The organism is Streptomyces sp. adm13(2018), assembly GCF_008042145.1.
In the GTDB taxonomy this organism is placed as follows: Bacteria; Actinomycetota; Actinomycetes; order Streptomycetales; family Streptomycetaceae; genus Streptomyces.
On record NZ_RDBH01000125.1, the window covers coordinates 32,805 to 45,189 of the forward strand.

The window sequence follows — 12,385 nt, forward strand, 5'->3', positions numbered from 1 at the left end:
GAGCGGCACGGTCGGTAGCCCCGCCCACCGGGCGGACCATTGGGTGCCTCCCACGATCCGGCCGCGGCGGGGCTACCGACCGTGCCGCTCCGGGCGTACCAGCAGACCCCGTTCGAGGGCGACGACCACCGCGTGGGTGCGGCCGTCGAGCTCGGCGCCCTTCATGGTCACGTCGATCCGCACGGCGGTGCCGTCGGCGGCGCGGACGGCGGGTGCGACGGACAGGACTTCGGGCAGCTTCCGCATCCGCGCGCCGATGTCCCGGGCGGCGGCGTCGGCCGCGCCGGGGTCGAGGCGGCCGGCGCCGGGAGCGGCGGAGATCAACACCCGCTCCAGCGGCCGCTGCTGCATCCCGCCCTCGGCGGCGAACGCCTCGGCCCGCCCGGCCTCGCCGATGCGGAAGTCCTCACTGGTGGCGGGATTGCCACCGACGCAGATCCCCGCCGCGCGGCACAGAGCGACGAACAGGAACCACCCGACGATCGCACGCCAGGGATGCCCGGCACTCCAACGGGCCGTACGTACAGGAAGATTCGTCATGCCCCCATGCTGTCGACGCACCCGCCACCCCCGGGCAGCCCCGACCGATGGAACCTCCCGTCCACCGGTCGATGGACAAGCCACCCGCGGGACGGTCCTCCACCGCGGCCGGTCGCCGACCTCACGGGCACGCAAGGGGCACGCATCGCAGCAGGCCGACCCTCCAGCGCCCGCCCCGAGGGCTGGACAACACAGAAAGGCCCAGGTCAAGGGATACGTGACCTGGGCCTTCTCTGAGCCGCCTTCGGGATTCGAACCCGAGACCTACGCATTACGAGTGCGTTGCTCTGGCCAACTGAGCTAAGGCGGCGCGCCGTCCGGACCCATGGTGGGTGCAGCAGCGACGCCAAGTCTACACAGTTTCCCAGGATGCTCCGACCACCCCCGCACAGGGCCTATGAGCAGCGCTTTCCGTCTGCCGGAGGGGTGCCTTCCAGGAGGTAGGTGTTGATCGCCGTGTCGATGCAGTCGCTGCCCCGGCCGTACGCGGTGTGGCCGTCGCCCTCGTAGGTGAGGAGGGTGCCGGAGGAGAGCTGGCCGGACAGGGACTGGGCCCACTCGTACGGGGTGGCCGGGTCGCGGGTGGTGCCGACGACCAGGATCGGCGCCGCGCCCTCCGCGGTGATGCGGTGGGGGGCGCCGGTGGGCGGGGTGGGCCAGGAGGTGCAGTTGAGGGCCGCCCAGGCCAGGCCGCGGCCGAAGATCGGGGAGGCCTTCTCGAAGGAGGGGACGGCCTTCGCGACGTCGGCGGGGCCGCCGTACGCCGCCGGCAGGTCGAGGCAGTTCACGGCCGCGTTGGCGAACATCAGGTTGGCGTACGTGCCGTCCGCCTCCCGCTCGTAGTAGCTGTCGGCCAGGGCGAGGAGCCCGGCACCGTCGCCGTCGACCGCCCGGGCCAGGGCCTCCCGCAGCTGCGGCCAGGCGCCCTCGTCGTACATCGCCGCGATCACGCCCGTGGTGGCGAGGGACTCGCCGAGCGGCCGGCTCTCGCCGGTGGGCACGGGCTCGGCGTCCACGTCCCGGAAGAACTTCTTGAGCGCCTCGCCGGCCGCCTCGACCGAGCCGGTCCCCAGCGGGCAGTCCGGCTGGGTCACGCAGTCCGCGGCGAACGCCCGGAAGGAGGTCTCGAAGCCGGCCGTCTGGTCGCGGTTGAGTTCGATCGCCGGCAGCGACGGGTCCATCGCCCCGTCGAGGACGAGGCGGCCGACGCGGTCCGGGAACAGCTCGGCGTACGTGGCCCCCAGGAAGGTGCCGTACGACGCGCCCACGTAGTTCAGCTTCTCGTCACCGAGGACCGCCCGCAGGACGTCCATGTCGCGGGCCGTCTCGACAGTGGACACGTGCGGCAGGATCGTCCGCGACTTCTTCGCGCAGCCCGCGGAGAAGTCCTTGAACGCGGCGCTCAGCGCGTTCACCTCGGCGGGGTCGTCGGGGGTCTGGTCGACCTGCGTGAACGTGTCCATCTCGGGCCCCGTCAGGCACTCGACGGGCTCGCTGCGCGCCACCCCGCGCGGGTCGACGGCCACCATGTCGTAGCGGGCGCGGACGGGGGCGGGGTAGCCGACGCCCGCGTACCCCTGGAGGTAGCCGACGGCGGAGCCGCCCGGGCCGCCCGGGTTGACCAGGAGCGATCCGAGCCGCTTGCCGGGGCCGGTCGCCCTGACCCGGGAGACCGCCAGGTCGATCTGCTCCCCGTCCGGCTTCGCGTAGTCCAGCGGGGCGCGCAGGGTCGCGCACTGGAAGCCCGTGACGCCGCAGTCGCGCCACTTCAGCTTCTGCCCGTAGAACTTCTTCAGCGCCTCGGGCGAGGAGGAGGGCGAGGCCTGCCGGGCCGCCGCCGTGGTGCGGGACGCCGCCGCGTCGCTTCCGCCCGAGCAGCCGGAGAGGATCAGTCCGGCGGCCGCGAGGGCCGTGGCGGACGTACGGAGCAAGCGCCTGGAGTCCATTCCCGGAGCGTATCCGGAGCGGTACACACCGTGTCCAATCGGTGGTCTCCGAAGCTTCCCCCGCCAACCCGGACCGATCCGGAGGAACCCCCCGGGCCACCCGCCGGCCCCGTACCTTCCCCCGCCAACCCGCACCGATCCGGAGGACCGAGACGGGGGACCGATACGTAGGACCGACACGGAGGCCCGACACGGAGGAAACCCTGAGACGCCCCCTAGCCCCGCAGCGCCATCGTCATCGCCTCCACCGCCAGCAGCGGTGCCACGTTCCGGTCGAGGGCCTCGCGGCAGGACAGGACCGCCTCGATGCGGCGCAGGGTGCGCTCCGGGGTGGTGTCCCGCGCGATCCGCTCGATCGCGTCCCGCACGTCCGTGTTGGCCAGGTCGGACCGCGAGCGCAGCTGGAGGGCCAGGACGTCACGGTAGAACCCGGTCAGGTCGGTGAGCGCGAGGTCCAGGCTGTCGCGTTGGGTACGCGTCCTGCGCCGCTTCTGCCGCTCCTCCAGCTCCTTCATCGCCCCGGCCGTGCCGCGCGGCATCCGCCCGCCCTGCGCGGCGCCGAGCGCCGCCTTCAGCTCCTCGGTCTCCTTGACGTCGACCTCCTCGGCGACCTGCTTCGCGTCCTCGGCCGCCGCGTCCACCAGCTCCTGCGCGGCCTTGAGGCAGCCGCCGACGTCCTCGACGCGCAGCGGCAGCTTGAGGACGACGGACCGGCGCGCGCGGGCCCGCTCGTCGGTGGCGAGCCGCCGGGCCCGGTCGATGTGGCCCTGGGTGGCGCGGGCCGCGGCGTACGCCGTCTCCGGCTCGATGCCGTCCCGCCGTACGAGCATGTCGGCCACGGAGTCCACGGGCGGGGTGCGCAGGGTCAGGTGCCGGCAGCGGGAGCGGATGGTGGGCAGCACGTCCTCCAGGGAGGGCGCGCAGAGCAGCCAGACCGTCCGGGGGGCGGGCTCCTCGACGGCCTTCAGGAGGACGTTGCCCGCGCCCTCGGTGAGCCGGTCGGCGTCCTCCAGGACGATGACCTGCCAGCGGCCGCCCGCCGGTGACAGCTGGGCGCGCCGGACCAGGTCGCGGGTCTCCTTCACACCGATGGAGAGCAGGTCCGTGCGGACGATCTCCACGTCCGCGTGCGTGCCGACGAGGGTCGTGTGGCAGCCGTCGCAGAAGCCGCAGCCCGGCGCGCCGCCCAGGGCGCGGTCGGGGCTCACGCACTGGAGCGCGGCGGCGAACGCCCGCGCCGCCGTCGCCCGGCCCGACCCCGGCGGTCCGGTGAACAGCCAGGCGTGGGTCATCTTCGAGGCCTCGGGCGCGGGCTCCCCGGCGACATGGGCGGTCACGAGCGCGTCGGCGTCCCGCGCGGCCGCGGCGAGCTGCTCCTCGACCTTCGCCTGTCCGACCAGGTCGTCCCATACGGCCATGTCTGCCCCTCCTCAGGTACGCCCTCCATTGTGGGGCAGTCCTCTGACAACCCCTGCCGGGCGAAGCATGCGCGGTATGCCGGAGACGGCCTTCGTACGGCGTCAGGCCTCCGTGCCGCGGCGGGTGAGCCACAGGCCGGCGGCCGAACCGAGCAGGACCGTGCCCGTGGCGACGCTCGCCGCGGCGTGGGCGCCGCCGGTCAGGTCGGCGACGGTGTTGACGTAGAGGTTGGCGAGGACGCTCGCCGTGAGCAGCAGCCAGAAGATGACGCGCATCGGAGTCTCCGTGTGTCGAGAGGGCGGGGGTAGGGGCTTGCCGTACGGGTCGGCCTTCGGGTCGGCACCCTTGATCGCCGGCGGAAGCATGTTGGTGGCGATGTCGCCACCGGCCTGCGGGCCGCCACGGGGTCGTGGGTGACGAGGACGACCGTGGTCCCCCGTTCGTCGACCGCGCGCCGCAGCAGGTCGAGGACGCCGGCAGCGGTGACCGGGTCGAGGGCGGCGGTCGGTTCGTCGGCGAAGACGACCTCGGGGTCGTTGACCAGGGCGCGGGCGATGGCCACCCGCTGGCGCTGGCCTCCGGACAGGTGCTCCGGCCGGTCCCCGGCCCGGTCCGCGAGGCCGACGGCCGCGAGTCCCGCGAGGGCGCGGGCGTCGAGTTCCCGGCCCTCCCGGGCTCCGCCGAGGAGCAGCGGCAGGGTGACGTTCTCCCGGACGTCGAGGGCGGAGACGAGGTTGAGCGACTGGAAGACGAAGCCGACGCGGTCCCGGCGGAGCCGGGTGAGGCCGGCGGTCTTCAGCGTGGCGAGGTCGGTGCCCCCGATCCGTACCGTTCCGGTCGTCGGCCGTTCGAGTCCCGCGGCGCACTTCAGCAGGGTGGACTTGCCGCAGCCCGAGGGGCCCATCACCGCCACGAACCGGCCGCGCGGCACGGCCAGGCTCACCCCGTCGAGCGCGGGCGCCCCGCGCCCGTAGGTCCGGCTCACCCCGTCGAGGGAGAGGGCCGCGTCCGGGATGCGCGGGGCGTCCGGGGCGACACCGCTCCCCGCCGCCGCAGAAGCGGTCGCCGCCGCGGAAGCGGTCGCAGTTGCAGTCGCGGTCGCCTTCGTCGAAGCCGTCGCCGTAGCAGTCGTCGTCATACCGACAACGCTAGGAAAGCGCAGGTCGAAGCGGCATGGTGCTGGCTTCCGGCCGGAGGGTGGAGCCGGCTACACCCTCCGGCAGGTCGGCGCCGGTGTCAGCGACGGCGCCGCGGGCCCTCGTCCTCGTCCTCGTGCGGGCCGAACAGCTCGTCCGCGAGCGTCGGCAGATCGTCGAGCGGGGTGTCCTCGGCCCAGTCGGAACGGCGGGGCCGGCCGTTCTCGTCGAGCTGGGGCAGCTCGCGGGTCCGGTCGTTCGCGCCCTGCGGCGGCTGCCCGGCGGACCGGGTGTCCCGGAAGATGCCCTGCGGCACCCGGTCGACCGGGTCGGACGGGGTGTCGCGCACGGAGGGCAGGACGGCGGTCTCGTCGGTCTCCCGCACGGCGCGCAGGACGGTGGTCTCCTCGGAGGCGCGCTCCCGGCCGATCCGGGGCAGGACGCTCGTCTCGGCCTCCGGCTCCGGCTTCGTTCCCCGCCCGGGCTTCGTCCCCGGCTTCGCCTCCCGGCCCGCCGCCGGCTTCGGCTCCGCCTCCGGCTTCGTCATCCGCACGATCGGCGTGGCGACGGTGACCTCCTCGGGCGAGACGGTCGGGGCGTCGGGCTTCACGATCGGCGTCGGCTGGGTGATCTCGTTGGCCGAGAGCTCGACCGCCTCGGCCCGCTGCCGTGCCGCCTCGGCCTCGGCATCCGCCTTGGCGCGGGCCGCCTTCGCCTCGGCGGCGGCCTTCGTCTCCGCGGCCGCCTTCCTGTCGGCGGCGTCCCGTTCGGCGGCGGCCTTCGCCGCTTCGGCGCGGAGGGCCGCGGCGGCCTCCGCCTCGGCGCGCTCGGCGGCCGCCCGCTCGGCCGCCGCCTTGGCGGCCTTCTCGGCTGCGCTCTTCTCCGCGGCGACCTTCGCCGCGGCCTCCTCCGCCGCCTTCGCGGCAGCGGCGGCCTCGGCCATCCGGCGGGCCTCCTCGGCGCGGAGCAGGGCCTCCTCGGCCTTGCGCTGCTTCTCCAGGCGGCGCTCCTCGGCCTCGGCCCGCAGCCGGGCCTCCTCCTCGGCCTCCTTGCGGAGCCGCTCCTGCTCCTCCAGCCGGGCCTTCTCCTCGGCGGCGAGGCGCCTGCGCTCCTCCTCGGCGGCGACACGGGCCTCCTCGGCCTTGCGCCGGGCCTCCTCCGCCTGGCGCTCGGCCTCCAGACGGCGCGCCTCTTCCTCCTCGCGCCGCTTGCGCTCCTCCTCCTCGGCGCGGAGCTTGGCGAGCTGCGCCTGCCGCTCGCGCTCCAGGCGCTCCTCCTCCGCCTTGCGGGCGGCCTCCTCCTCGGCGCGGCGGCGGGCCTCCTCCTCGGCCTTGCGGCGGGCCTCCTCGACGGCCTTCACCTCGGCCTCGGAGAGCGGCAGCATGCGGTCGAGCCGGTGGCGCACGACGGTGGTGACGGCCTCGGGCTCCTGGCCGGCGTCGACGACGAGGTAGCGGCCGGGGTCGGCCGCCGCGAGGGCGAGGAACCCGGCGCGCACGCGCGCGTGGAACTCCGGCGGCTCGGACTCCAGGCGGTCGGGCGCCTCGGTGAACCGTTCCCTCGCGGTCTCCGGGGAGACGTCGAGGACCACGGTCAGGTGCGGGACGAGTCCGTCGGTCGCCCAGCGGGAGATGCGGGCGATCTCGGTCGGCGAGAGGTCCCGGCCGGCGCCCTGGTAGGCGACGGACGAGTCGATGTAGCGGTCGGAGAGGACGATCGCGCCCCGCTCCAGGGCCGGCCGGACGAGGGAGTCGACGTGCTCGGCGCGGTCGGCCGCGTACAGCAGGGCCTCGGCGCGGTTCGAGAGCCCCGCCGACGACACGTCGAGGAGGATCGAGCGGAGGCGCTTGCCGATGGGGGTGGCGCCGGGCTCGCGGGTGACGACGACCTCGTGGCCCTTGGCCCGGATCCAGTCGGCGAGCGCCTGGACCTGGGTGGACTTGCCGGCGCCGTCGCCGCCCTCCAGGGCGATGAAGAAGCCGGTCGGGGAGGGCGCCTGCGCCGGGTCGGAGCCGCGCAGCGCGTCGCGGAGGTCACGGCGGAGCGGGACGCCCGCCCGGTCGTCGGTCTTCGCGAGGACGAGGGCGGCGACCGGCAGCAGCAGGGCGCCGACCAGGGCGAGCGTGAAGGCCGCGCCGCCGTGGTCGAAGACGAAGCTGCCCGAGTCGGAGGCGAGCCGGTGGGGCCCGATGGCGGCGGCGAGCAGCGGCGCGGCGAGCGCGCCGACCGCCATGCCGACGCGGGCGGTGGCCTGGAGGTGCTCGGTGGTCCGGGCCCGGCGGGGCTCCTCGGTCTCCTGGTCGACGAGGGTGTGTCCGGTGTTCGCGGCGACGCCGGCGGCGTAGCCGGCGAGGACGGCGAGGAACAGCACGGTCGCGGTGTCCGGGACCAGTCCCATCGCGATCAGGGCGACGCCGGTCACGGCGGTCACGAGCGCGAGCAGCCGGCGGCGGGACAGGACGGGCAGGACGGAGCCCGCGGTCCGGATGCCGACGGCGGTGCCGCCGCTGAGCGCGAGGACGAGCAGCGCGTAGGTGACGGGCCCGCCGCCCAGGTCGTCGGCGTGCAGGACGGCGACGGACGCGGCCGCGGTGATGGCTCCGGCGACGGTGGCGCAGGTGAGGACGAGCAGCGAGAGGGCTCCGGTGCGGCCCTTCTCGACGCCTCCCTCGGCGCCCTTGTCGGTCGGCCGGCGCAGGCCCTCCAGGGGGGAGCGGGGCCGGGGCGTCTCACCGCCGGGCAGCGCCATGGCGTACAGGACGGTGACGGAGGCGGCGAACAGGCCGGCGGCGACGTACGAGGCGAGGGCGGCCTGGTGCAGCGAGAACCAGTCGATCCCGGCGCCGAGCAGGTTGCCGATCAGGGTGGCGACGAGGAGGACGACGGCCGCGGCGGGGACGGCGAGGAAGCCGGTGCGCTGGGAGAGTCGGCGCAGCGCGCCGAGGTGGTCGGGCAGCGGTCGTACGGCTCCGCCCTCGATCGGCGGGGCGGGCAGCAGCGCGGGGGCGGCGCCCTCGCGGCTGATGGTCCAGAGCCGTTCGGCGGCGCCGGTGACGAAGACGGTGCCGAGCAGGTACCAGAGGGCGCTGCCGGGGGTCCAGTCGATCCAGAGCGGCGCGATGACGAGGAGCGCGATCCGGACGCCGTCGGCGCCGATCATGGTCCAGCGCCGGTCGAGCGTGCCCTTGGGCCCGGTCAGGGCGGTCAGCGGTCCGAGGAGGACGGCTCCGAAGAGGACCGAGGCGAGCAGCCGGGCGCCGACGACGGCGGCCACGGCGAACGCGGCCCCTCGGTAGTCCCCGCCGAACGCGTCCTCGGCGACGGCCGCCTGGAAGCCCAGGAGGACGAGGACGAGGAGGGCGAGCGCGTCGCCGGTACTGCCGACGAGCTGGGCGCTCCACAACCTGCGCAGTGGCTGATGGCGCAACAGGGCACGTACGGCACGCTCCCTGGAATCCGCGACGAGTGCGGCGTCGGAATCGACGAGGCGGTCTGGCTGCTCTGCTCGCGTCATCCGTCCACCCTATCCGGACGGCCTCGGTCCCCGTGGCCTCCGACCGAACATCCGGACGAGCCTGTGACAGGACCTACACATGGCCGAAAAACGGGGGTGGAGGCAACCGCCCCCACCCCCGCCGAAACGTTCGTCCACGAACCGGCCACCAACCGACTACGCCAGCTCGGACCGACCGCCCACGAACCGGCCCCGCCGACTCGGACCGACCCGCTCGCGAACCGACTGCTCCGGTCGAACCGGCCGCCGGCGAGCCGACTACTCCGGCTTCGCCGCCGCCGTCTTCTTCGCGGCGGTCGTCTTCGCGGCCGTCGCCTTCTTGACGGTCGTCGTCTTCTTCGCCGCCGTCTTCTTGGCCGCGGTCGTGGTCTTCTTCGCCGCGGTCTTGGTGGCCGTCTTCTTCGCGGTGGTCGCCTTCTTGGCCGGAGCCTTCTTGGCGGTCTTCTTCGCCGGCCCCTTGGCGCGCTTCTCCGCGAGGAGCTCGTACCCGCGCTCCGGCGTGATCTCCTCGACGCTGTCGCCGGTCCGCAGGGTGGCGTTGGTCTCGCCGTCCGTCACGTACGGGCCGAAGCGGCCGTCCTTGACGACCACGGGCTTCTCGCTGACCGGGTCGGTGCCCAGCTCCTTCAGCGGCGGCTTGGCCGCGGCCCGGCCCCGCTGCTTCGGCTGGGCGTAGATCGCGAGGGCCTCGTCGAGGGTGATCGTGAAGAGCTGCGCCTCCTCGGTGAGCGACCGCGAGTCCGTGCCCTTCTTCAGGTACGGGCCGTAGCGGCCGTTCTGCGCGGTGATCTCGACGCCCTCGGCGTCCGCGCCGACGACCCTGGGCAGGGACATCAGACGGAGGGCGTCCTCCAGGGTGACGGTGTCGAGGGACATCGACTTGAAGAGGGAGGCGGTGCGCGGCTTGACCGCGTTCTTGCCGGTCTTCGGGGTGCCCTCGGGCAGGATCTCGGTGACGTACGGGCCGTAGCGGCCGTCCTTCGCGACGATCTGGTTGCCGCTGACCGGGTCGGCGCCCAGCTCGAAGTCGCCGCTCGGCTTGGCGAGCAGTTCCTCGGCGAGCTCGATGGTCAGCTCGTCGGGTGCGAGCTCCTCGGGGACGTCGGCGCGCTGGTGGCCCTCGGCCTCCTTCTCGCCGCGCTCGACGTACGGGCCGTAGCGGCCGACGCGGAGCACGATGTCGTTGCCGACGGGGAACGAGGAGATCTCGCGGGCGTCGATCGCCCCGAGGTCGGTGACGAGCTCCTTGAGGCCGCCGAGGTGGTCCCCGTCGCCGTTGCCGGCGTCCGCGGCGCCGCCGGAGGCGGCCGTACCGGCCTCGCCCTCGCCGAAGTAGAAACGCTTCAGCCACGGCACGGACTGGGCCTCACCGCGCGCGATGCGGTCGAGGTCGTCCTCCATGCGGGCGGTGAAGTCGTAGTCGACGAGCCGGCCGAAGTGCTTCTCCAGGAGGTTGACGACGGCGAAGCTCAGGAAGGACGGCACGAGGGCCGTGCCCTTCTTGAAGACGTAGCCGCGGTCGAGGATGGTGCCGATGATCGAGGCGTACGTCGACGGGCGGCCGATCTCGCGCTCTTCCAGCTCCTTGACCAGCGAGGCCTCGGTGTAGCGGGCCGGCGGCTTGGTCGCGTGCCCGTCGGCGGTGATCTCCTCGGCGGTCAGCGCGTCGCCCTCGGCGACCTGCGGCAGGCGCCGCTCGCGGTCGTCGAGCTCCGCGTTCGGGTCGTCGGCGCCCTCGACGTACGCCTTCATGAAGCCGTGGAAGGTGATCGTCTTGCCGGAGGCGCTGAACTCGGCGTCACGGCCGTCGGCGGCGCGGCCGCCGATCTTCACGGTGACGCTGTTGCCGGTCGCGTCCTTCATCTGGGAGGCGACGGTCCGCTTCCAGATCAGCTCGTACAGCCGGAACTGGTCACCGGTCAGACCGGTCTCCGCCGGAGTGCGGAAACGATCACCCGAAGGACGGATCGCCTCGTGCGCCTCCTGGGCGTTCTTGACCTTGCCCGCGTAGACGCGCGGCTTCTCCGGCAGGTAGTCGGCGCCGTACAGCTGCGTGACCTGCGCCCGCGCCGCCGAGACGGCGGTGTCGGAGAGGATCGTGGAGTCCGTACGCATGTAGGTGATGAAGCCGTTCTCGTACAGCTTCTGCGCCACCTGCATGGTCGCCTTCGCACCGAAGCCCAGCTTGCGGCTCGCCTCCTGCTGGAGGGTGGTGGTGCGGAAGGGGGCGTACGGGGAGCGGCGGTACGGCTTCGACTCGACCGAGCGCACCGCGAACGCGGTGTCGGCGAGCGCGGCGGCCAGGGCGCGGGCGTTCGCCTCGTCCAGGTGGAGGACGCTGTCGCTCTTCAGCCGGCCGTCGGCGCCGAAGTCACGGCCCTGCGCGACCCGCTTGCCGTCGACCGTCGCGAGCCGGGCGACCAGCTGCGACGGGTCGGAGGCGTCACCGGTGCGGCCGGTGCCGAAGGTGCCGGTGAGGTCCCAGTACGCGGCGGAGCGGAACGCGATGCGCTCGCGCTCCCGCTCGACGACGAGACGGGTGGCGACGGACTGGACACGGCCGGCGGAGAGCCGGGGCATGACCTTCTTCCACAGGACCGGCGAGACCTCGTAGCCGTACAGGCGGTCGAGGATGCGGCGGGTCTCCTGGGCGTCGACCATGCGCTGGTTCAGCTCGCGCGGGTTGGCGACGGCCTCGCGGATCGCGTCCTTGGTGATCTCGTGGAAGACCATCCGGTGGACCGGGACCTTGGGCTTCAGGACTTCCTGGAGGTGCCACGCGATGGCTTCGCCCTCGCGGTCCTCATCGGTGGCGAGGAAGAGCTCGTCGGATTCGGCCAGCAGCTCCTTGAGCTTCCTGACCTGCGCCTTCTTGTCGGCGTTGACGACATAGATGGGCTGGAAGTCGTGCTCGACGTCGACGCCGAGGCGGCGCACCTCGCCGGTGTACTTCTCGGGCACCTCGGCGGCGCCGCTCGGGAGGTCTCGGATGTGCCCGACGCTCGCCTCGACGATGTAGCCGGGGCCGAGGTAACCCTTGATCGTCTTCGCCTTGGCAGGCGACTCGACGATGACGAGTCGGCGGCCGCCGTGTGCGGCTTCGCTGGTCGGGGACAACTTCGCTCTTCTCTCCGGATCGACACTCTCGGGCACGTACGGCGCTGGCACGCACGGCAGCGGCACGGACGGTGACGCTCCCGTCGCTGCGGAGTGTGACGGTACAACCCGCCCCCGTGTCAAACGGCGAAAGCCCGCAACGGCCACTCGAACGGTAACCCGAGTCCTGGCATTCCTGCCGCCCGGACTCCCGCCCGGGCGGGGCGCGGCAAGATCAGGAGGAGAGGCAGCGGGGGGTCAGAGGCGGCCGAAGCACCAGACTCCGAGGAGCAGGGAGGCGACGCCGAAGAGGCTCGTCAGGGCGACGGCGGCGCGCGGGGCGACCCCGTGCGCGACGGGCTCGCGGTGCAGTGTCCGCACGGTGGTCCACAGCAGCAGCGCGCCTCCGAACAGCGTGAACGCCGTTCCCGCGAAGATCGCCGGCCCGCTCTCCATGCCCGTACCCCGTTCCGTCCGCGTGCGGTGTGTTCCCCCGCTGCCGAGGCTGACACCCCGCGGCGTCTTGCGTACGAATTCCGGGTGAACGACGAGGAGCGTCCCGTACGGTTTCACGAAGATGGCCGGTAGTGACCCACCCCTCACTTCTCGCACGTCCCGGCTACATCGTCGAGGCGAGCGTCGGGCACATCCGAGACCTCCCGAGCGGCGCCGCCGAGGTGCCCGAGAAGTACACCGGCGAGGTGCGCCGCCTCGGCGTCGACGTCGAGCACGAC

Annotated in this window: 8 protein-coding genes and 1 tRNA gene; all 9 read right to left on the minus strand. The window is 73.6% G+C overall.

The annotated features are described in order from the left end of the window. Positions 1 to 72 precede the first annotated feature (72 nt). A complete protein-coding gene (locus EAO70_RS15900; RefSeq protein WP_187283908.1) occupies positions 73 to 540 on the minus strand; it encodes a hypothetical protein in 468 nt (155 codons plus the stop codon). Between the two features lie 236 nt (positions 541 to 776). Beyond that, a tRNA-Thr gene (locus tag EAO70_RS15905) sits at positions 777 to 850 on the minus strand. Positions 851 to 935: 85 nt separating this feature from the next. After that, the gene (locus EAO70_RS15910; RefSeq protein ID WP_148003637.1) at positions 936 to 2,486 is read right to left on the minus strand and encodes an alpha/beta hydrolase; all 1,551 of its coding nucleotides are present in this window, start codon (positions 2,484 to 2,486) and stop codon (positions 936 to 938) included. 215 nt (positions 2,487 to 2,701) lie between these two features. Next, positions 2,702 to 3,904, minus strand: a complete 1,203-nt coding sequence (locus EAO70_RS15915) for a DNA polymerase III subunit delta' (RefSeq protein WP_148003638.1) — start codon at positions 3,902 to 3,904, stop codon at positions 2,702 to 2,704. Between the two features lie 102 nt (positions 3,905 to 4,006). Next, positions 4,007 to 4,180, minus strand: coding sequence for a hypothetical protein (locus EAO70_RS37960; protein ID WP_187283909.1), 174 nt, complete (start codon positions 4,178 to 4,180; stop codon positions 4,007 to 4,009). Further along, positions 4,105 to 5,043, minus strand: a complete 939-nt coding sequence (locus EAO70_RS15920; RefSeq protein WP_261992892.1) for an ABC transporter ATP-binding protein — start codon at positions 5,041 to 5,043, stop codon at positions 4,105 to 4,107. Before EAO70_RS15920 ends, EAO70_RS37960 begins: the two co-directional genes overlap by 76 nt. Before the next feature lie 98 nt (positions 5,044 to 5,141). Next, entirely contained in the window at positions 5,142 to 8,555 is a 3,414-nt protein-coding gene (gene tmk / locus EAO70_RS15925; protein ID WP_187283910.1) for a dTMP kinase, read from the minus strand. Between the two features lie 258 nt (positions 8,556 to 8,813). Continuing rightward, complete coding sequence (topA, locus tag EAO70_RS15930; protein WP_148003639.1) at positions 8,814 to 11,672, minus strand: type I DNA topoisomerase; 2,859 nt, start codon at positions 11,670 to 11,672, stop codon at positions 8,814 to 8,816. Positions 11,673 to 11,909: 237 nt separating this feature from the next. Then, entirely contained in the window at positions 11,910 to 12,107 is a 198-nt protein-coding gene (locus EAO70_RS15935) for a hypothetical protein (RefSeq protein WP_148003640.1), read from the minus strand. Positions 12,108 to 12,385: the final 278 nt, after the last annotated feature.

Bases quoted from the DNA above. Each gene is read 5' to 3' on its own strand.
- tmk (WP_187283910.1), bottom strand. From the start codon at position 8,555: ATGACGCGAGCAGAGCAGCCAGACCGCCTCGTCGATTCCGACGCCGCA.
- EAO70_RS15920 (WP_261992892.1), bottom strand. From the start codon at position 5,043: ATGACGACGACTGCTACGGCGACGGCTTCGACGAAGGCGACCGCGACT.
- EAO70_RS15900 (WP_187283908.1), bottom strand. From the start codon at position 540: ATGACGAATCTTCCTGTACGTACGGCCCGTTGGAGTGCCGGGCATCCC.
- EAO70_RS15910 (WP_148003637.1), bottom strand. From the start codon at position 2,486: ATGGACTCCAGGCGCTTGCTCCGTACGTCCGCCACGGCCCTCGCGGCC.
- EAO70_RS15915 (WP_148003638.1), bottom strand. From the start codon at position 3,904: ATGGCCGTATGGGACGACCTGGTCGGACAGGCGAAGGTCGAGGAGCAG.
- EAO70_RS15935 (WP_148003640.1), bottom strand. From the start codon at position 12,107: ATGGAGAGCGGGCCGGCGATCTTCGCGGGAACGGCGTTCACGCTGTTC.
- EAO70_RS37960 (WP_187283909.1), bottom strand. From the start codon at position 4,180: ATGCGCGTCATCTTCTGGCTGCTGCTCACGGCGAGCGTCCTCGCCAAC.